The 21220-nt window shown below is 47.3% G+C and carries 18 protein-coding genes and 3 pseudogenes; 20 read left to right on the forward strand and 1 reads right to left on the reverse strand.

Going from position 1 to position 21220, the window contains the following annotated elements:
- The first annotated feature begins 99 nt into the window (after positions 1–99).
- The 4 genes from ALO_RS02985 to ltrA all read left to right on the forward strand — a co-directional run bounded on the left by ALO_RS02985 (position 100) and on the right by ltrA (position 5768).
- Positions 100–2529: a Lon protease family protein gene (locus ALO_RS02985; RefSeq protein ID WP_004092724.1), complete on the forward strand. Its 2430-nt coding sequence runs from the start codon at positions 100–102 to the stop codon at positions 2527–2529.
- 43 nt (positions 2530–2572) lie between these two features.
- Entirely contained in the window at positions 2573–3976 is a 1404-nt protein-coding gene (gene rlmD, locus ALO_RS02990; protein WP_004092725.1) for a 23S rRNA (uracil(1939)-C(5))-methyltransferase RlmD, read from the forward strand.
- A gap of 198 nt (positions 3977–4174) precedes the next feature.
- The gene (locus tag ALO_RS22310; protein ID WP_169313116.1) at positions 4175–4318 is read left to right on the forward strand and encodes a hypothetical protein; all 144 of its coding nucleotides are present in this window, start codon (positions 4175–4177) and stop codon (positions 4316–4318) included.
- 151 nt (positions 4319–4469) lie between these two features.
- Positions 4470–5768 (forward strand): group II intron reverse transcriptase/maturase, encoded by a 1299-nt coding sequence (gene ltrA / locus ALO_RS03000; RefSeq protein WP_004092728.1) that lies wholly within the window; start codon positions 4470–4472, stop codon positions 5766–5768.
- A gap of 568 nt (positions 5769–6336) precedes the next feature.
- On the opposite strand, the gene ALO_RS03005 is transcribed toward ltrA, so the two are convergent.
- Positions 6337–7119: an IclR family transcriptional regulator gene (locus ALO_RS03005; RefSeq protein WP_004092732.1), complete on the reverse strand. Its 783-nt coding sequence runs from the start codon at positions 7117–7119 to the stop codon at positions 6337–6339.
- A 288-nt stretch (positions 7120–7407) separates the two neighbouring features.
- Between ALO_RS03005 and ALO_RS03010 the strand changes: the two genes are divergently transcribed.
- The 16 genes and pseudogenes from ALO_RS03010 to ALO_RS03075 all read left to right on the forward strand — a co-directional run.
- Entirely contained in the window at positions 7408–7605 is a 198-nt protein-coding gene (locus ALO_RS03010; RefSeq protein ID WP_004092734.1) for a 4Fe-4S binding protein, read from the forward strand.
- A gap of 20 nt (positions 7606–7625) precedes the next feature.
- Positions 7626–8704 (forward strand): annotated as a pseudogene (gene vorB, locus ALO_RS23885) (3-methyl-2-oxobutanoate dehydrogenase subunit VorB).
- Position 8705: 1 nt separating this feature from the next.
- Positions 8706–9446 carry a thiamine pyrophosphate-dependent enzyme gene (locus ALO_RS03020; protein ID WP_004092736.1) on the forward strand — a complete coding sequence of 247 codons (741 nt, stop codon included), beginning with the start codon at positions 8706–8708 and terminating at the stop codon, positions 9444–9446.
- Positions 9446–9982, forward strand: coding sequence for a 2-oxoacid:acceptor oxidoreductase family protein (locus tag ALO_RS03025; RefSeq protein ID WP_004092739.1), 537 nt, complete (start codon positions 9446–9448; stop codon positions 9980–9982). Before ALO_RS03020 ends, ALO_RS03025 begins: the two co-directional genes overlap by 1 nt.
- A gap of 26 nt (positions 9983–10008) precedes the next feature.
- The gene (locus ALO_RS03030; RefSeq protein WP_004092741.1) at positions 10009–11187 is read left to right on the forward strand and encodes a CaiB/BaiF CoA transferase family protein; all 1179 of its coding nucleotides are present in this window, start codon (positions 10009–10011) and stop codon (positions 11185–11187) included.
- Between the two features lie 19 nt (positions 11188–11206).
- Complete coding sequence (locus ALO_RS03035) at positions 11207–12448, forward strand: metal-dependent hydrolase family protein (RefSeq protein WP_004092743.1); 1242 nt, start codon at positions 11207–11209, stop codon at positions 12446–12448.
- A 483-nt stretch (positions 12449–12931) separates the two neighbouring features.
- Positions 12932–13315, forward strand: a complete 384-nt coding sequence (locus ALO_RS03040; protein ID WP_004092745.1) for a RidA family protein — start codon at positions 12932–12934, stop codon at positions 13313–13315.
- Positions 13316–13384: 69 nt separating this feature from the next.
- The gene (locus tag ALO_RS03045) at positions 13385–15019 is read left to right on the forward strand and encodes a BCCT family transporter (RefSeq protein ID WP_004092747.1); all 1635 of its coding nucleotides are present in this window, start codon (positions 13385–13387) and stop codon (positions 15017–15019) included.
- 147 nt (positions 15020–15166) lie between these two features.
- The gene (locus tag ALO_RS23725; RefSeq protein WP_413788492.1) at positions 15167–15310 is read left to right on the forward strand and encodes an acetate--CoA ligase family protein; all 144 of its coding nucleotides are present in this window, start codon (positions 15167–15169) and stop codon (positions 15308–15310) included.
- Between the two features lie 68 nt (positions 15311–15378).
- Positions 15379–15665, forward strand: a pseudogene (locus ALO_RS03050) (metal-dependent hydrolase family protein); the annotation flags it as partial.
- A gap of 346 nt (positions 15666–16011) precedes the next feature.
- Positions 16012–16488 carry a RidA family protein gene (locus ALO_RS03055; RefSeq protein WP_274427888.1) on the forward strand — a complete coding sequence of 159 codons (477 nt, stop codon included), beginning with the start codon at positions 16012–16014 and terminating at the stop codon, positions 16486–16488.
- Positions 16485–17537 (forward strand): proline racemase family protein, encoded by a 1053-nt coding sequence (locus ALO_RS03060; protein ID WP_004092757.1) that lies wholly within the window; start codon positions 16485–16487, stop codon positions 17535–17537. The genes ALO_RS03055 and ALO_RS03060 overlap by 4 nt, the downstream gene beginning before the upstream one ends.
- 357 nt (positions 17538–17894) lie before the next feature.
- Positions 17895–19514, forward strand: a complete 1620-nt coding sequence (locus ALO_RS03065) for a BCCT family transporter (protein WP_004092759.1) — start codon at positions 17895–17897, stop codon at positions 19512–19514.
- Positions 19515–19869: 355 nt separating this feature from the next.
- Positions 19870–20268 carry a hypothetical protein gene (locus ALO_RS03070; RefSeq protein WP_040292572.1) on the forward strand — a complete coding sequence of 133 codons (399 nt, stop codon included), beginning with the start codon at positions 19870–19872 and terminating at the stop codon, positions 20266–20268.
- Positions 20213–20473 (forward strand): PDC sensor domain-containing protein, encoded by a 261-nt coding sequence (locus tag ALO_RS23730; protein WP_413788491.1) that lies wholly within the window; start codon positions 20213–20215, stop codon positions 20471–20473. Before ALO_RS03070 ends, ALO_RS23730 begins: the two co-directional genes overlap by 56 nt.
- Positions 20474–20564: 91 nt before the next feature.
- Positions 20565–21220: pseudogene (locus ALO_RS03075) on the forward strand (hypothetical protein); the annotation flags it as partial.

A 21220-nucleotide genomic window follows, 5' to 3' on the forward strand; every position in this document is an offset into this window, starting at 1 on the left:
TTGGCCGCTGTTGTGACTGTGTGGCGGCCCACCGGGAAAATGGCCGGCTGACAACCTGTATGGAGGAGTTACTTAAAAAAAGAAAGGACGATTAGCGGGATGAACAAGAGCCTGGAATTGCCAGCGGAGAAACTGCGCTACAATTGTGACCTCTGCCAGTTTGAGTTTCAAACCACGGAATCCGTTCCGACTCTGGATGTGATGATCGGTCAGGAAAGAGCGGTCAAGGCTGTTGAGTTTGGTTTGTTCAGCAAAAATCCCGGATACAACATCTTTATTTCCGGCACAGTGGGTACCGGTAAGATAACCTACGCCCAGGATGCCGTGGAAAAAGCGGCGGCCAAACAGTCGGCGCCGGATGACTGGTGCTATGTCAATAATTTCGAGAATCCCGGCCAGCCGATTGCATTTTCCCTGCCGGCCGGAGCCGGCAGTACTCTGCGGCAGGATATGACGGAATTCGTCGATAGCTTGAAAACCGATGTAGCTAAAGTTTTCAGCGGTGATGACTATGAGCAGGCCAAAGCCGCCGTAGTAAAACGCCTGCAGGAAGAACGCTCCCAGACCGTGGAGCAGTTTAATGAAATGGCCACCCAGCTGGATATATTGCCCCAATGGTCCAGCACCGGCTTTGTCGGTATCCCTATGGAAGGCGGCAAGCCGCTGAATCCGGAAGAATTTCAAAAATTGGATAAAGATAAACGGGAAGCCATCGAAAAAAAACTGCTGACCATTCACGAAAAAGCCACGGAAGCCATCGGGCGCATGCAGCAGGTGGAGCGGGAAGTCCGGGAAGAACTGAAAGAACTGGACGCCAAGATCGGACTTTTTGCGGTGGGGCATCTCATTGAAGATTTAGCGGAAAAATATGCCGGATACCCGTCGGTGCTCAGTTATCTGGATGCCGTTAAACGGGATGTAGTGAAGAATATTCACGACTTTAAGCCCAGCAATGAAGATGAAAATAATCCGTTCCTGCTGTTTAAAAAGAACAGTCAGGACATTAAGGAAAAATACAAGATCAACCTGCTGGTAGACAACCGGGAGACCAAAGGTGCGCCGGTGGTGGTGGAGATCAATCCTACCTACTATAACATTGTCGGACGGGTGGAGTACGAGACCCGGATGGGCATGGTCAGCACCGACTATACCATGATTAAGGCCGGCGCCCTGCACCGGGCCAACGGCGGCTATCTGATCCTTAACGCCAGGGACGTTCTGACCAATATGGGCGCCTGGGATGCCCTGAAGCGGGCCTTGAAAACCAAAAAGCAGCACATCGAAAACCTGGGCGAGCAGTATGGCATGCTGGCTATGGCCTCCTTAAAGCCGGAGCCCATTCCCATCCAGGTCAAGGTGATTCTAATCGGCAATCCTTATGTTTATCATCTGCTGTATGACCTGGATGAAGATTTTCGCAAGCTCTTCAAAGTTCACGCTGATTTTGACGTAGAAATGGATAACAGTTCGTTAAATACCGAAAAACTGGTCAGCTTCATCAGCTCCACGGTGCAGAAAGAGCATCTGAAGCATTTTGACCGGTCGGCAGCCGCCAAGGTGGTGGAACACTCCTCCCGCCTGGCCGGATCGCAAAAGAAGCTGACTACCCGTTTTAACGAAATGGTGGAACTGCTGTGCGAGGCGGATACCTGGGCTACCATAGAATCCAGCCCGGTGGTCAGTGAGCAGCATATCCGGAAAGCCATTGAGGAGAAAAAAAGCCGGGCTAATAAATATGAAGAAAAACTGCAGGAAATGTTCTCTGAGGGCAAAATCCTGATCGACACTGACGGGGCTAAGGTGGGCCAGGTTAATGGTTTGGCCGTGACCAGCGTAGGCGAATACGCCTTTGGCAAGCCATCCCGGATTACTGCCAATACGTATATCGGCCGCTCAGGCATCATCAACATCGAACGGGAAACCAAGACCTCCGGTGCCAGCCACAGCAAAGGCGTCATGATCCTCAGCGGCTATCTGGGTGAAAAATACGCGCAAAAACAGCCTCTGACTCTGACCGCCAGCCTGACCTTCGAGCAGTTATACGGCGGTGTAGACGGCGACAGCGCCTCCGGCACCGAGCTATATGCCATTCTTTCCAGCCTGTCCGATGTTCCGATCCGTCAGGCTATTGCCGTAACCGGCTCGGTTAACCAAAAGGGAGAAATCCAGCCTATCGGCGGGGCTACGGAAAAGATCGAAGGCTATTTTGCCGTTTGCAGGCTAAAAGGCCTGACCGGACAGCAGGGAGTTATGATCCCTCACCAGAATATTGATAATCTGACCTTAAACGATGAAGTAGTGGAAGCGGTCAAAGCCGGCCAATTTCACATCTATGCCGTCAAAACCATTGACGAAGGCATAGAAGTGTTGACCGGAATTCCGGCTGGCGAACGGCAGCCGGACGGCAGTTATCCCTCCGACACCATTCATGGCCGGGTCAGCCAGAAACTCAAGAGCTATACAGAAACGATACTCAAACTGGGGAAAGCAGCCGAAAGCGAAAATAAATCGCCGGAACAATCTCTGTAAAATATATAAAACCTGATAAAACCAGATATGGAAGGTAGCATTCGTGGCACAAAAAAACACGCCGGTACAAGCCGGCAAACAGTATCCAATTGAAATCGCCGGCCTGGGGCACAGTGGGGAGGGTGTAGGCAGATATCAGGACTTTACCGTCTTCGTGCCTTACGCCCTGCCCGGTGAAACTGTGACGGCAACCGTCACCGGGGTGAAAAAGAACTACGCCAAAGCACAATTGGAACAGGTCATCCATCCTTCCCCCCACAGGGTGGAGCCATCCTGTCCCATCTACTTTGCCTGCGGCGGCTGTCAGCTGCAGCACCTGGACTATCCGGCCCAACTGGTCCAAAAGCGGCAAACCGTGGTGGAAGCCATCAAACGGATCGGCAAACTGCCGGATGTGGTGATTCATCCCGCCATCGGCGCTGCCGACCCTTGGTATTACCGCAACAAAATGCAGTTTCCGGTAGGAGCAGCCGGTGAAAAAGTAGTCATCGGCTGTTACGCCCAGGGAACCCATACGGTCATTGACAGCGAACACTGCCAGATCCAGCATTTGACCAATAACCGGATCGCCGCTGCGGTGCGCGGCATCCTGGAGGACCTTCAGCTGCCGGTTTATGACGAAACCCGCCAAATCGGCCTGATTCGTCATGTCTTAGGCCGGGTGGGAACCGCCACCGGCGAAGTTATGGCTGTCATCGTCACTGCCCGGCCCCAGCTGCCCCAAGCGGAAGAAATCGTCAATCGTCTTCGGCAAGCCATTCCCGGCCTGGTCAGTATCATCCAGAATATCAATCCCCGTCAAACTAACGTCATACTGGGCGAAACGAACAAAACCCTCTGGGGAAAAAACACCATCATCGACCGGCTGGGCGACTTCTCCTTTAACATTTCAGCCCGCTCCTTTTTTCAGGTTAACACCAAACAAGCTGAGGTTCTCTACAACCAAGCCGTCCAATATGCCGGCCTAACCGGTCGGGAAACCGTCCTGGACGTATACTGCGGTACCGGGACCATCACTTTATTTCTGGCCAAGCACAGTAAAAAAGTATACGGCATCGAGGTCGTAGAACCTGCCATCCTTGACGCCCGGCAAAACGCAAAAGAAAACGGCGTTACCAATACTGAATTCATCACTGGCGACGCCAATGTCGTTATTCCCAGACTTTCACGTCAAGGCATCCGTCCGGAAGTCATTGTGGTTGACCCGCCCAGGGCAGGGTGTGAGAGAAGCGTATTGGAGACATTTGCCCGGATGCAGCCTGACCGGATGGTATATGTGTCCTGCAATCCGGCGTCATTGGCCAGGGATTTAGCCGTGTTGGCCGAGCATGGGTACCCGGCCAAGGAGATTCAGCCGGTGGATATGTTTCCACAGACGTATCACGTGGAGTGTACAGTTTGGCTGAAAAGAAAACACATCGCGTCCAGCGAAGCTGGACGCTGCTAGCCGGTGAAAGTCCGGTGCGGGTAATCGTCAGGGAGCCCGTTAGCGTAACTGCCATGCGTAGGAGAAATCCTGGGTATGAAGCGCAGGGGTAAGTAGTCAAACAGACTGTGAGCGAGCATGCAGGCCGCAATGAAAATGAACACTGCCGCATCGAAATCTTTGGCCCATCATGAGATGGGAGCAAGCGGGAGCCGAGCCTTGTGTGTTGGTGCGAAGGCCATGGACGAGGGGAAGAACCTGAAAAGCACTCTCAAAGAACCCGCCGGTGTACGAGGTGGCGGCATGTATGCAAAGCAGCGTCCGGAACTGGAGAGGCCCTACTCATCACCAGCCAAGCTGTAAAAGAGGGTGCATATAAGCTGATGAAGTGAAATTGTTACCCTGATGAGAGAGAGTCAGAAGAGCCCATAATACCGATGATGCCAAAGACAACAAAACTTTGGCCAGGGAAGGGGCTCAACTTTGTTCAGGCTTTCGACGGAGGTAAGAGCGAGTGAATGCCCATAAGGCTAATAACACCATTGATAAAGTTCGACAACTTCAGAGGAAGCTATACCTTGCAGCCAAGATAAACAAGAAACGCAGATTTCACGCCCTATACGACAAGATTTATCGCAAAGACGTACTACTCAAGGCATGGAACCAGGTAAAAGCCAATGCCGGAAGCGCGGGAATAGACAGCCAAACAATAGAGGATGTCAAAACCTACGGCGAGGCGAAATTTCTTGCAGAGATCGAAAAGGAACTCTTAGAGGGTACCTATCAAGCGATGCCGGTAAAGAGGGTACAGATACCCAAGAAAGATGGTAGCAAACGCCCGTTAGGGATTCCCACTGTGAAGGACAGAGTGGTTCAGACTGCGGCAAAGATTATCATCGAACCTGTATTCGAAGCCGACTTCAAAGAATGCTCGTACGGATTCCGGCCGAAAAGAAACGCCCATATGGCGCTGAACAGGCTCAAAGACCTGCGCAACCAGGGATACTATTGGATATTAGACGCCGATATCAAAGGTTACTTTAATAATATCAACCACGATAAGCTGCTAAGGCTGGTGGAAATGCGGATAAGTGACCGGCGGATAGTGAGTCTGATAAGAAAATGGTTACAGGCCGGAATCATGGACGGAGGGGAATTGGTAGAGAGTGAAATCGGTTCACTGCAGGGCGGCGTCATCAGTCCGTTGCTATCGAATATCTACCTGAACTACCTTGATACCCTGTGGGAGCGGAATTACTCGCACCTTGGGGAACTGATCCGGTATTGCGATGACTTCGTGATCGTATGCAGGAGATACAAAGAACTCAACCATGCCAGGAAATACATCGGTGATGTGCTCGCCCGGCTGGAACTCGAACTGCACCAGACAAAGACGCGAATCGTACATAATCAATTGGGCAAACCGGGATTCAATTTTCTTGGATTTCATCATAAAAAGATCGAAGCAGAAAGAAAAGACGGCACGGTGAAGGTGGTTGCTACCCGCTGGGCGTCGAAGGAATCCAGGAATAAGATGAGAGAGAAAATAAGGAGCCTGCTGGCTCCGAGAAGAGAGTTCTATAAAAGCCTGGATGATATGGTGAATGAGCTAAACCGCGTACTGAGAGGGTTTAAGAATTATTACGCCATAGGGAAAGGCGAAAGATGGAAACTGGCCCAAATTGATAACTACGTCCTACTGCGATTTGTGATATGGAGCAATGGCAAGAGGCAGAAAAGGTACCGGCGAGGCAGCATGGAGCAGATGTACAGCTTATTGAAGCTAAAAGGGATAGTGAAACTGTCGGCTTGAATGCCGAATGCTGAAGGAAGAAGAACATCGGAAAGCCGTATGCGGGAAAACCGCACGTACGGTTTGATGAGGGGAGGGTGAAAATTCACCCTCCTACTCTGTGCCCGTGAAGCCAGGCGGGGACTGGGTTCACGGGCTGTGGAAAATTATGGTTTATGTTTCCGCAGACAAAGGAAGAAAACATCAGGCTTTTGGGTCTGATATTTTTGTTGTTAAAGGGGATAAAGTTTAGAATAAATCAAATGACGGCAATTTCAAATGATGCCTTGTGATCTCAACGTATTTCATGATGCCGGTCATCGTGCTAGAATGGCTCTTGACGAGGTATTTCAGGCCTAATTGTTATCAATCACATCGCTCTGAAAAAATTTTTATCCAAGGGGACGAAAGCGAGGTTAGAAAGACTAAATAATTAACAGACATAAAGCAACGCATCCGCAGGATTTTTCTAGCGGGAGCGTTGCTTTTATTTGTTTTGTCATAACCCGGTTTAATAGTTGTACTTTGGATGATACCCTTCTACCCTTATCAGTTTCTAAAAATTCCAATGTCTAATTATAGAAAGCCATTATAGGCGCGTGTATCCAAGCATATTGGATACACGTTGTACACGTTGCAGTAACGCTTCACTGTAACGAAGCTGTTCCCCTTCCGTCATGGAATTTGTGGACAGGCTTATAGCGCCAATGGGCTTACGATTGTAATTTAAAAGTACCGTCCCTATGCAAAACAGCCTTGGTTCACTCTCTTCTAGGTCTAACGCATAATTACGCTGACGTATCTGGGCAATATCCACCAACAGTGTCTCTACATCAGTGATTGTATTCGCCGTTAATGCTTTAATTTCCATCTTAGCCCATTTGTCAATAATCTCCTCATTGGAATACGTGCTTAAAATTGCTTTTCCGGCGCTTGTGGAGTATAATGGCGTACGCTGCCCAACCCGTGTGTAAATTGAGAAGCCAGTATTTTGCTGGTCAAAGCTTTCCAAGCAAAGAAGTTCATTATGATCCTCTACAGAAAATTGAGCGACAACATTCAGACTTGAAGCTAACTCAGCTAATGCACTTTTAATTAGACTGATATAGTCCAGGTTGCGCATAGCGTTTACTCCGACTTCAAATGCTCGTAAGGACAAGGAAAAATCTCCCGTTTTTATATCTCTATTCAAATATCCGTTTCTGCAAAGTGTAGATGCAATGCGCGAAAGAGATGCTTTATTTAAGCCGAGCTTGTTATGCAAATCATTTATACTAAGGGGTCCGTTTTTTGCAACGGTCTCTAAGACTAGAAACGCACGATCTATGGCTTGAACAGATCCCATCTTATTTTCATCCAATGGTATTTGCATTCTATATATCTCCTTATTATGTCACATAAATTTATGTGACTTTTTAATTATTATACAATCTATGTTTTTTTATTGTCAAATAGAATGTGTGTATTTCAAAATAAATCAAATTTTTGCGTTGTTTTAAGCGTAAATTTAATTGCGAGGATAATTATATAAAATTTAAAAAATTATATTTACTTTTGGCTAAATAAGATGTACTATGATACTGTCGCTACAAAATAAGTATATAGCGTTTCAAAATTGCTATATACCGTTTCAAAATATCTAAATGGGAGGAGCGCAGTGATGGCCAAAGCAATAGCAAATATCGAACTATGTAAAGGCTGTAGATTATGTGTGGGTGTCTGTCCTAAAAAAGCAATTATTCCTTTGGAGAAAGTCAACAAAAAGGGATATGAGATTGTAAAGGTGGACGAAGACCTGTGTATCGGTTGTGGCATGTGTTACAAGATTTGCCCAGACTATGTCTTCACTATTAAATAACTTAGGAGAGGAGAATTCAATTGCATTCAGATTACATGTTGATGAAAGGCAATGAGGCTATAGCCGAAGCTGCGCTTAGAGCAGGCTGTCGTTTTTATGCAGGTTATCCCATTACGCCGCAAAACGAGATTCTGGAATATATGGCAAGCAACATGGAAAAGTGGGGAGGCACCTTCATTCAGGGCGAAAACGAAATTGCCAGTATGAGCATGCTCTGGGGCGCAGCAGCAGCCGGTGCGCGCTGCATGTCCAGCTCTTCCGGCCCTGGTTTTGATTTGAAGCAGGAAGGCATTTCCTACCTTTCGTCCTATCACCTGCCTGCCGTTATCGTTGACGTTATGCGGTACGGACTGGGGGACGGAGAAATACAGGCCAGGACTCCTACTGGCAAGCTGTTCGCGGCGGTGGTCATGGCGACAGCAGGCAAATTGTACTGGCCCCGGCATCTGTGAGTGAATGCGCGCAACTGACCTATGAAGCTTTTGAACTGGCGGAAAAGTACCGCAATGTTGTTGTTATTTTAAGTGATGGCGCCATCAGCCAAATGATCGAAAAATGTACGCTGCCGCCAACCTATGAGCATGACAAGGACAAATTTGACTGGACGCTGACCGGCAAACCTCGGGGCGTAAAGAAAAATAAGGTCACCAATCTGGACCGCACCATTGGGCGCGAAGCCGCTGATACCATATTGAAAGACAAGTTTGTTGCCATGTTTGAAAACGAACAACGCTGGGAAGAAGTCATGACCGATGACGCTGAGCTTGTGCTTGTCGCCTATGGCATTTCTTCCCGTGTGTGCAAATCCGCTGTCCGGCAGGCCCGGAAAGAAGGTCTGAAGCTCGGTTTGCTTCGTCCCATTTCCGTATGGCCGTATCCGCGTAAGGCTTTCGAGAAAATGCCGGATTGCGTTAAAGGCTATGTGACAGTGGAAATGAGCCTTTCCACTCAAATGGGTGAAGACATACTGCTTGCCTGCAAGCACAATAAGCCTCTCTATGGTCATTTGACAGGGGTTAACGTTCCCACTGCTGAGGGAATTATTGAGAACTGTAAACAGATTCTGGCCGGAAAAGTTAAGCCCGTGGAGGTGCTGTAAGATGGCAAAATTTGAAAAACCTGTATCCATTATCAAACCTGTCGGCTATTGTGGCGGCTGCGGTCATGGCGTTATCCAGCGGCTGATTGCCGAATGCCTGGAAGAACTCGGCATGGCAGATGACACAATCAGTGTAGTGGATATAGCCTGCTCCTACTGGTCGCTGGAAGCATTAGACTATGACGCTATTGCCGGCCCGCACGGACGTTGTGCAGCGGTGGCTACCGGCGTAAAAAAGGTTCGTCCTGATAAAACCGTATATGTTCATGCCGGTGACGGCTCCTCCTATGTTATCGGTCTGGCTGAGACCTGCTACACTGCCATCCGGGATATTCCGATAACCATGATTGTTGTTAATAACGGTATCTTCGGTATGACCGGCGGCCAGCTCTGCCTTGCTACCACCCTGTTGGGCGATAAGACGCTTAGCTCCAAAAAAGGGCGCACCAAAGAACAGGCCGGACAGCCTGTCGACATGCTCAATGTATTCAAGAATTTTGATGTTGAATATGTTGTCAGGGGAGCCTTGTATGATGCCAAGCATGTTGACCAAACCAAGCGTATGATTAAGCGCGGGCTGGAGAATCAACGTGACAAGAAGGGTTTTTCGCTTATCGAGATACTTTCCAACTGTCCTACCAACTGGAAGATGACACCGGTTGAGACTGCTGAGAAGGTTAAAAACCAAACAGAGAAGGTATTCCCCTTGGGAACCTATGTTGACAGAGGAGGTGCCAAGTAATGGCAGACATCATTCTTGCCGGATTCGGCGGACAGGGCATTTTGACCGCCGGAAAGATTTTAATCGATATTGCCGCTCGTGACGGTAAAAATGTAAGCTGGACGTCATCCTATGGCGCTGAAATGCGCGGCGGCACCGCCAGCTGCAGTGTGGTAGTTTCGGACGAGGAGATAGGCAGCCCCTATCCCACCAAGCTGGATATTTTGGTGGTTATGAACGAGCCATCTTATGAAAAGTTCATCGGCGATGTGCGTGACGGCGGCTATGTCATTGTCAACAGTTCACTGGTAGAAGAACGCGAATTCCCTAAACATGTCAAGGTATTCGCCATTGATGCCACCAGTCAGGCAAGCCATCTGGAGAACAGCCGCGGAGCCAATCTGGTCATGTTAGGTGCCATGATAAAGGCCACCAAACTCATTGACCCAGGCAAGTTTGGTAGGGAACTTAATGAATACTTTGAGAAAAAAGGCTTCAATAGCCCGAAAAACCTGGAATGCTACCATATTGGCTATGAGCAGGCAACGGCAAGGTAGCCAGTAATAGGAAGGATGGATGACTTATGAAGGTTCTGGAAGGACTTAAGGTATTGGATCTGACCCATGCATATAATGGCCCGTTTTGTACTGCCTTATTGGCGGATAACGGCGCCGAGGTAATTAAAATTGAACCTCTCAGCGGCGACCAGGTTAGAAATTGGGGGCCAATTGATAAAAAAAGCGGAGAAAGCGGTTATTTTGCCTTTTTAAATCGGAATAAAAAGGGAGTTACGCTGAATTTAAAGTCTGAGGAAGGAAAAGAGCTCTTCTACAGAATGGTAAAATCTGCAGATGTTGTTGTTGAGAACTATCGTGTGGGCGTAACCAAAAAATTGGGTATTGATTATGAAACCTTACGGGCAATGAACCCCGGCATTGTTTATGCTTCCGGCTCCGGCTTTGGCCAATATGGACCTTTATCGCACCGGGCGGCCTATGATGTGGTTGCTCAGTCTATGGGCGGAATGGTGAATATTACCGGCTTTCCCGATTCTCCGCCGACAAAGGTAGGACCTTCTATCGCTGACAGTGCGACAGGCGTTCATCTGTGTCTGGGTATCATGATGGCGCTTTATAACAGAGAACGTACCGGAGAAGGACAGCATATCGATGTTGCTATGCTTGATACCATCTTCAGCTTGCTTGAAAACGCCGTTGTAACAACTACGATGACCGGCGAGATACCGGAGCGGAGAGGCAATAGCGCCAATGACATCTCTCCTTTTGATATCTATAAGGCAACAGACGGTTATATCGCCATAGGCGTTGGCAACGACAAGCTGTTTGCGAAGTTTTGTGATGCCATTGGTATGCCGGATCTGGCACTCAATCCATTGTACCTGACCAATATTTTGAGGATCGAAAATTATAAGAGTAGTTTGCAGGGTATTATTCAAGAGTGGGTTGGAAGTAAAAGTAAGGATGCTATTGAAAAGATTTTGGAAGAGGCGGGGATTCCCTGTGGCCCGGTTCTGAATATGCAGGAGGCAATTGATCATCCTCAGATTATCGCCAGAGAAATGATTGTCGATATAAAGCATCCAATTATAGGCGATATGCGTATCCCGGGGTGTCCGATAAAATTCTCCCGAACCCCTGGTAAGGTAGAAACGCCGGCTCCATTGCTTGGTCAGCACAACAAGGAAGTATTTGGGCTCACAGATGAACAATTGGATATGTATAAGCAAAAAGGGATTATCTAAGAAGAGGGGGATAAATAACTTGAAAAAGGTTGCTTTTAAAGGTGGCCTGCTGATTGACGGTACAGGCGCACCTGCTATTGCCAATAGTCTTGTATTGGTTGAAGAAAAAAGAATTACCTATGCCGGTGCTGACAAGGCAATTTCCTCAGATTATGAAATTGTGGATATTGCCGGGAAAACCATAATGCCTGGTTTAATTGATGCCCACCTTCATTTTTCTGGCAATCTGACAGATAACGACAGTGAGTGGGTTACGGAAGATAACCTTCAGAAAGCCGTTGTCGCTGTGCAGCAGTCGCGTGAGTGTCTGGAAACAGGGCTAACAACAGTGGGCGAGATTTCACGTTTTGGCATCCACATCCGCAACATGGTTGAAGCCGGTGTAATGAAAGGACCGCGTGTTGTTGCCAGTGGCCTTGGTTTCTGTGCAACCTGTAGTCACGGCGACTCGCATAAGGTATCCATTGAACAAAACAAGGCAGCACATCCATGGGGAGAGTGTGTTGACAGCCCCTGGGATTTACGGAAAGCTGTCAGAAGACGGCTTCGTGAAAATCCTGATGCCATTAAGATTTGGGCTACCGGCGGTGGAATCTGGCGATGGGAAACGGCTATGGATCAGCACTATACCATGGAAGAAGTGCAGGCGGTAGTCGATGAATGCAACATGAGGCATATTCCGGTATGGTCTCATTGCTTTGGCAGTGCGCTTAATTCGGCTAAGGCAGGTGTCAGCCTGATTATTCATGGACAATCGCTCGATGACGAGACGCTGGACATTATGGCTGAAAAGAATATTGGCTTCTGTCCGACTATCAGCTTCATGCCTGCATGGTTTAAGACGTTCCCGCCTGTGTATGATCCGGCACTTCATGACAAGTATTCGGGGGAGACTGTCACCGAGAAAGAACTAAATCGTATCTATGAAAATTTGCGAAAAGCCAATGAAAAAGGAATTTTGCTCACAATTGGGTCTGATTCATTCAATTCGCAGATGACGCCATATGGCGATACCGCTGTCGGAGAATTGTATGCGTTTGTTGAAAAAGCCGGTATTAGCGAAATGGATGCTATTACTGCGGCTACCATAAATGGCGCGAAAGTATTGTTGGTTGATCATATCACAGGATCTCTGGAAGCGGGAAAAAGTGCAGACTTACTTGTTATTAATGGGAATCCCCTAGAAAATATCAGGGCAATTGCTGTCAATAATATGGAAATCATTATGAAAGAAGGCGACTTCATAAAGCGTAATGCGTAAATGCTGAAGATTAGCTGGCAATGCAGCATTACAACGGTAGTACAGACCGCCATATACTAATATGTTGATGTGTGCTCCGGTTCGAGCTTGGCCGCTTAGTTATGGCTGCAATGCCGGCGTGACCGTTCGTTCCGGAGCATGCTGAAGACGCTAATACCGTGTGGTGGCAGCCGGCAGAATAATGAAGCTGTCAAAGTTGTTTATATAAATTTTCTAAGAGAATAATTATTTGAAAATTTTTAAATATCGGTAAATTCTTACCACACCTCTCTCCGTCAACAACTAACGATTACAACGTTAGAGGCGAAGAACTGGAGAAGTTGTGCTGCCTGTTTAGTGCTTTCACCCGGCCGCACAAGCTGTTGAAAGGTGTCAGGACAGTTTCTATAAATGTGTCCGGTTATGAATAGAATTCAAAAATCATTGTTGTTGGCCGGCTGTGAATATTTGCAACTACTATAATAAAAAGGAAAGGTGAAAATCATGTCTATCGAATTTATCAGCAGCCCCGAGCTGCCAAAGGCTGTTGGCCCCTATTCCTATGGCACGAAGTACGGTAATATTATCCTGACCTCCGGGCAGATCGCCATGGACCCTAAGACCGGCGAGATGGTAACGGAAATAAAGGCTGCGACGAAAATGGTGCTCGGCAATCTGCTGTCCGTCGTCGTAGCCGGTGGCGGAAGGCTGGATACCATTGCCAGGGTGGACGTATATCTGAAAGACCTCAAAGACTTTAACGCTTTCAACGATGCCTATGCCGAGTTTTTCGGCAGCCACAAACCCGCCCGCGTCACGGTACAGGCCGGAGATCTGGCCGAGGGGGCCACGGTAGAGGCGGCTGTTACTGCTTTCGCGATAATGTAAAGCCCATATGCGGCACCGGCCGCAGGCGCCGTATATGGTGTTTTACGGAAAAATAGAGGAGGGAATACTATGGAGAAGGAGTCAAAGAAAAAAGACTCATGGAAAACGCAGATGAACTGGGCTAGTTTTGGGATGTCCAGTGGTTTCCTATTCTCTTTTATCATAGCCTGTCTGATAAACAGGGATGTCACCTATAGTATAGTAAAGGTCTGTTTCGACTTCGTCGCCGGATATTTCGGCGGATTACTTCAAGTAATGCTGGTGGTATTCTGGATTATAGTCATGATGATTGCACTTTCCAAATGTGGAAAGATACGCATTGGAGGCAAGAATGCCAAGAAGGCTGTGTCGACCTTCAGCTGGTATTCGATCATTATCATGACCATGACTGCTGCCGGCGGCATGTTCTGGGCCGGAGCGGAACCGTTTGTACATTTTATGTCTTTGCCTGCGCATTTCCCAGGCATCCAGTCCGGAACCAGTGAAGCCGTGAACTATGCGATGGCCCAGAGCTTCCTGCACTGGGGCGTTCTGGTGTGGGGAGCGTCCGCATTCTGTATTCCCCTGCTGGTCTATGCCAAAGAGATAAAGAACCTGCCCATGCGCCCGAGTTCCATGCTCTATCCCGTGCTGGGTGAAAAAGGCGTCCGGGGTGTGCCCGGCAAGGTGCTGGACGGCCTGGCTCTTATCGGCGTCGCGGCCGGCACTGTAGGGCCCACCGGCTTTATTGGCCTGCAACTATCTTTTGTGCTCCATGATCTATGGGGCGTGCCCGATACTGTCGCCACCCAAATGATCGTCATCGCGGTGGCCATGGTGCTGTTCATCTTCAGCGCCTGTACCGGATTGCACAAGGGCATGGATTACCTGGCCAAAGCTACCGTCTACCTCACCGTGGTGCTGGGGGCGGCCATGATGATCTTCGGAAGAGGGCTGTTCTCTGTCGATTCTTTCATAACCGGCTATGGCATCTATATAACCGATTTTTTCAAGATGGCTTTCTCCCGCGCTGACATCTCCTGGGTAAGCATCTGGACTGTTTTCTATGAGGCCTGGTTTCTCAGCTTCGGACCCTCCATGGCCGTGCTTGTCATAACCCTTTCCAAGGGACGCACCCTGCGGGAGGTGCTTATCGGCATTGCTGTCATGTGTCCCCTCTTCACAAACTTCTGGTTTGCTATTCTGGGCAGCCCGACCATAGCAGTTGAGATACAGAATCCCGGAGTCATCTCTGCCGCCTTCAATAATTTCGGAGTACCTTCCGTGCTTTTCACCATGCTGCATCATATCCCTCTGTCTTCCATCTGGATACCGATAGCCATAGCCCTTGTGGCTCTTCACTTGGTTGATACCGGTGCCGGCGTAGCTTACAGTATGTCCACGCAGGTCACCAACATGGATGTTCCGTATGTCTGGGTGCGGGCCATGTTCTGTGTTTTGCTGGCTGCAGTGGCGGCCCTTCTGGTGTGGATAGGTGACGACAACGCCATGAACACATTGCAAAGCTTCATGGTAATAGGGGGGCTGCCGATGCTCATCTTCTATATAATTTTGATACCTGGCGTGTACAAGGCGGCCAAGGGACTGTATCGTAGCAAGAAGCACAGGTTGGACCCTGACGACGACTTTATTGAGGAAGAACCCGTGGAGACTGTGCTTGCTGCAGCGGCTGAGGCGAGCCCTGCGGACAACCAGACCCTGTGACCTCCAAGACGGCTTGGTAACACTAAAACGGTAGGATAATGACGAGACTGTTTTTCGCAACCCAAAGCGGAGGCGGTCGGCATACCGGAAGTATGCCGACTGACGACAACAAAGGGTTGCGAAAAATAGACCGTCAGTATTCACTGGATTAGCCTTGATAAGGTACTAGTGAAGATCAGCGAAACCGCTGATAAATATAAAGGAAAGATAAAAGAGTTGGATTTAAATCCTGTGCTTGTTACCGAGAACGGAGTTTCCATTGCAGATGCGTTATTAGTCAAATATGTTTAAGGAGGCGAAACGGTTGAAAAAGGTTGCTTTTAAAGGTGGTCTATTAATTGATGGCAAGGACCCACCTGCGCTTATACAAAAACTTGCGAAAAGCCAATGAAAAAGGAATCTTGTTCACAATTGGGTCTGATTCATTCAATTCGCAGATGACGCCATATGGCGATACCGCTGTCGGAGAGCTGTGTGCGTTTGTTGAAAAAGCCGGTATTAGCGAAATGGATGCTATTACTGCGTCTACCATAAATCGCGCTAAAGTATTGTTGTGGGAATCCCCCTGAAAAATATCAGGGCAATTGCTGTCAATAATATGGAAATCATTATGAAAGAAGGCGACTTCATAAAGCGTAATGCATAAATGCTGAAGATTAGCTAACAAATGTAGCATTACAACGGTAATATACAGGTTGGTATATGCTTGTGAGCAGTCTGTATGGAGAATGTACCAATAAGATGGATGGCTGGCAAAGGCTGAAGAGATTTCATGCTCCGGTTCGAATTGCCATTTGTTAAGTTGTGTTAGACTAAAATGCTTTACCATGTAGATATCTGGGATATTCAAATCAGCTATCGGGATTGATCAGGCTTGGCTAGGATAGTGTTATTTAGCCAATCTCCGTCCGGTTGCTTATACCTGCTTGTGATCGTTGATATGCTATATTATGTAATAGACAACGAAAGGAGGTGAACTCATATCTCTGGAGATTCTTAAAAGCGCGGGTTCCCCGCAGGCAATTGGTCCATATTCCCATGGCACGAAATACGGTGACAGTATCATCACTTCAGGTCAGATTCCTCTGGACCCGAAAACAAATGAAATGATAACAGAAATCAAACAGGCGACGCAAATTGTTCTTAGTAATCTGCTCTCGACCGTGAAAGCTGGCGGCGGCAGACTGAATGCAGTAGCCAAAGTTGATGTGTTTGTGAAAAGCCTTGATGATTTTGCAGTAATCAACGAGGCTTATTCTGCATTCTTTAGAGGTCACAAACCTGCCCGCGTGTTGGTAGAGGCGGGAAATATCCCTGCTGATGCCCTGCTGGAAGCCGCTATGATTACTTTTGCAGCCAACGGCAATCGACAAAGTCTCCAGGCAAAAAAGAAAAATCGTACAGTAACAGCAAGAATGTGGTTTAGAAGGCAATATCTAATACTAATGTACGGGGAGGAAGAGACATGAGCTTCAAAAGAATATTCCACGCAGTGGAAACCCACTCAGGGGAACCTATGAGGGTAGTTACCGGCGGCGTGCCCAATATTCCAGGAAATACGGTTTATGAGCAGATGAAGTGGCTTGAAAAAAATGATGACCAGGTGCGCATGCTGATGCTGCGCGAGCCAAGAGGCTATCCGCCGCTGTGCTGTAACCTGATTGTGCCGCCTAAACACCCGGATGCTGCCGCAGGTTACATTATTATGGAGCAAGTGGAATACCCTGTCATGAGCGGGGGAAATACCATTTCCGTAGCGACAGTTCTACTGGAAACCGGTATGATCCCGATGCAGGAGCCGGTTACCGAGTTTCAACTTGAGGCTCCTGCCGGCTTGATTGGGATTAAAGCCGAGTGCCATAATGGCAAAGTTACACAAGTAACATTTAAAAATGTGCCTGCTTTTGCTCCTTATATTGATACTGTGATTGATGTGCCTGAACTTGGTAAAGTAACAGTCGATGTTGGCTGGGGCGGTATGTTCTACGTTATCGCCGATATACGGCAATTTGACTGGGTGAAGCTGGTGCCGGAACAGGGTCGGGAAATTACCAGGATTTCCTCTCTGATTCTGAGAGCTGCCCAGGATCAACTGCCGGTAGAGCACCCGGATTATCCCGGTGTTGGAATTACCATTTCGCAGCTTTCCGGCCCAACTGATAATCCAGAGGCCGATTGGAAAAATGCCGTTACTGTTGCCAGCGGAGCGGTAGATTTCAATAATCCTGCCACCTGGACTGGCGCGCTCGACCGTTGCCCCTGCGGAACCGGTACTTGTGCGAAAATGGCCACACTGTATGCCAAGGGCAAGTTAAAGTTGAATGAGCCGTTCCGTCATGAAGGGCTGATGGGAACTGTGTATACAGGTCATTTGGTTGAGGAAGTTCAGATTGGAAAATATAAGGGTGTTATTCCTACTATTGGTGGACAGTCCTGGATTTACGGTTATAGCACGTATGTGCTTGATCCTTCCGATCCATTCGTTAACGGCTATACGATTGGCGATATCTGGGCATAATCTCTAGTTTGCTTGTTCTGGATTATGACGAGATAGCTAATGCAGCGAGCTGCAACCAGTAAGAGTATGGAAACTGGCACAGCATTATTCAAGCCTGGAGAAAAAGAAGGGGGAGCTAGTTGTTTGGCGCCCCCTTTATAATAAAAAGACTGAAAATTTGTAAATGTTTTACATCTTATGCCTGAACAAAACTAAGAAACGAAATACTTTATTATTGAAGCTACTATCGAAATAACCCTATGGAACGGTTGGACTAAAGGCTGCTGTGGCCAGTATCTGCGACTGTAGCTTTTGTGCAAAGTTAAGACAGAAAATGCACGATGTTAGAAACGTGATTATAGAGAAGAGGGATGCGGAGTGAAACAAAAAGAACTTGATCAGCAAATGAACCTATGGGCATTTGGACCCGCAATTACAGTATTGGCAATTTTCATCGGCAGCGGGGTTTTCTTTCAGAAAGAGCTTGGGGCTTTCTTAAACAGCCTGTTGTATGGCATGGCTGACTATTTCGGCTGGTATATCAACCTGTTATCGCTTAGCTGTATATTTATTGTGCTGGCATTTGTTATTTACAAATATGGAGATGTAAAAATTGGCGGCGAGGACGCAAAACCTGATTTCAAAACCTTTAACTGGCTGGCAATGACAATTTCCGGCTCCATCGGAACCGGCATATTGTTCTGGGCCATGGGCGAACCCATTTTCCATTATGCCATGCCGCCTACCGGCGCAGGCGTGGAACCCTTTTCCAGAAAAGCCGCTATCTTTGCAGTTTCACAGGCTATGTGGAACTGGTCGTTTATCCAATATTCCGTGTATGCCATGTGCGCGGTTGCCTTTGCCCTCGTGACCTATAACCGTAAACAGTGCCTTTCCTTCGGTTCGCTGATTGAGTGCGTGTTCCGCAGACCCATTCCCTGGCTGACAACCGCTGTCCACGGACTTGTTATCTGTTGTTTGTGCGGTGCTGTTGCAAACTCAATGGGCGTCGGCCTGCTGCAGGTTGGTGCTGGCATTGAAAAGCTGTTTGGTATACCACAGTCGAAAATGATTTGGTTGATTATTGCAGTTGGTATTGGGGTTGTTTTCACCATTTCCTGTGTAGCCGGTATTGGAAACGGCCTCAAAAGGCTATCTACGATCAAAATCTGTATTTTCAGCAGCGTACTGGTATTTGTGGTCGTCTTTGGCGATACCATATTTATGAGCAAACTCAGCACAGAAGCGGTTGGCAATATGATTGACACATGGGGGACTAAAACCACCACACTCAACGCAATGGTTCCGGAAGATAAATGGTCGGCGGATTGGATCATCCAGTACTGGGCTTCTTTCTTCGTGTACGCACCGGTTATTGGGATGTTTCTCAGTCGTCTGGCTAAAGGCCGTACGGTTCGCCAATTCGTATTGGTCAGTGTGGTAGTACCGTCGATATTTTGTATGATGTGGATCGGTATCTTTGGCAGCATGACCCTCAGTCTACAAACCAAGGGAGTTTTAAACATCTGGGAGGCTGTTAACACCTATGGAATGCAGACTGCTATTTTCCAAATATTGTCTACTATGCCATTGGGATCACTGCTAATAGCTGCGTTCATAGTCTCGACCTGCATCTCTTTTTGTTGCCTTGCAGACCCTATGGCGGCGGTTTTATCCACGCTCAGTGTGCGCAGGCTTCAGATTGACGATGAAGCGCCTAAAAAGATCAAAATCCTAATGGGGATCATTATTACTACCGTTTCCTATCTGCTGGTAGCGTCCGGTGGCGTAAATTCTATAAAAGGCGTGTTTGTTTTGATTGGACTTCCCATTTCATTCTTAATGATTCTCTGCTTTTTCGCAGCCTTCAAACTGTGCAGCGAGTGCCTGACAATGGAAAACCATGGTGTTGTAGATGATAGCGATGCAGATTGTGATTGTGCGCCGCCAACCGCCACGGTTTGCACTCCGGAATGCTATCAGGCCACTCGCGATTAAAGATATCCATCCGAAAGGAATCACAGAAAGAATTTTCAACGCAGCGGAAACCCATTCCGGTGAACCTATGCGGGTAATCACCGGCGGCGTACCCAAGATTCCAGGCAATACTGTATATGAACAAATGAAGTGGCTTGAGAAAAACGGTTATAGCACGTGTATGTTCTTGATCCTAGCAACCTGTTTATTAATGGTTATACCATTGGCGATATTTGGGCTTAGTCCCAATAGGAATAAAACACGAACTATCATCTGAGGAAAAGGTGAGCAAAACTCAAAGCATGCTGGCAATGGTTTTGCTCACCTTTACACTTGTATTTGACAGTTTTGAAATTCTGAACAAGGCGGGGTTTCAATGACACAGAAAAAAATTCAAGGAATTCGTCTTAAGTTAATTGCCAACTCGCTATTGTTAATACTTATTGCGGTATTGCCGTTAGGCGTAATACTAAATGCAACAGTCCAAAAAGCTCTTCTCAAGGATTATTTCAGTACTTCAGAACAACAGATCGAGACAGCTAACGAAGCAATCAATTTGTATCAGGAAGCAATTGACAAAGACATAAAAATGCTTGCTACTAATTCCCTCATTCTAAAAGCAGATAATACCTTAACCCAATACATGGATAACACAGATACAAAGAAAGTCATGACACCTTCAAGAAATGGTGGCATAGAGCAGGAAATTTTCCTGTTCTTTGAAAAATTATGGAAAGACTCATCCGGGAACTCTTTATATAGCTATAGGCACTGAATTAGGAGGCTATGTTCTATGGCCGGAAAGCAGCAACTCTGCAAACTTCGATCCTCGTAAAAGGCCTTGGTATAAAGCTGCCCTCAATGGCGGAGATGAAATTTCCCGGACAGAGCCCTATGTTGATTCGGTAAGCGGCAATCTAATTGTCAGTAACTCCACGCCAATAAAAAACTCTGAGGGGAATCGGCGTTATAGAAGTTGACGTTTCCTCAGATAGAATCACAGAATTTTTAAACGGCATAAAAATCGGCGAAACCGGCTATTGCATCCTGATACATAAATCCGGCGTGGTCTTGGCAGATCCCCGCAACCCCCAACACAATAACAAATATTTAAAGGATATCGGAATTGAGGGAATTGAAAAAATACTGGCGGCACCGCAGGTTCAGACTGAATTGACAATCAAAGATACTAATTATTCTGTTGTTTCAAAGCAAACGCCAAATTCAGACTGGGTTATCGCTACGTTTCTTCCAACGCAGGAGCTTTATAAAATCGCTACAGAAATCAGAAACAATATTATTCTGTTAAGTATTGTCACATTGATTGTTGGTTTGATCATTACTATGATGACTTCCAGTAAAATTGCCCGGCCAATAACAGCATTGTCCAATGTGGCAAGAGGAATTGCTGGTGGCGATTTGAATATAATTGTTCCACGTAACGGGATAAAAAACGAAATAGGTATTCTTGAAAACAGCATTGGAAGTATGGTGGCGAATTTACAAAGCATGATTGCCGAAACAGCTCAAGTGTCCGAACATCTTGCTGTATCATCAGAGGAATTAATGGCGATTTCCGCTAATTCCGCCCAGGCTTCCGAGCAGGTGGCGGCATCGATTGCCGGTATGGCAAAAGATGCGTCAGTACAATTGGGCGAAACTCACGATACCCTGCTAGTTGTAGAAAAAATGTCGGCAAGTATAAATCAAGTGGGCAATAACATGAA

It is taken from the genome of Acetonema longum DSM 6540 (assembly GCF_000219125.1).
Taxonomy (GTDB): domain Bacteria; phylum Bacillota; class Negativicutes; order Sporomusales; family Acetonemataceae; genus Acetonema; species Acetonema longum.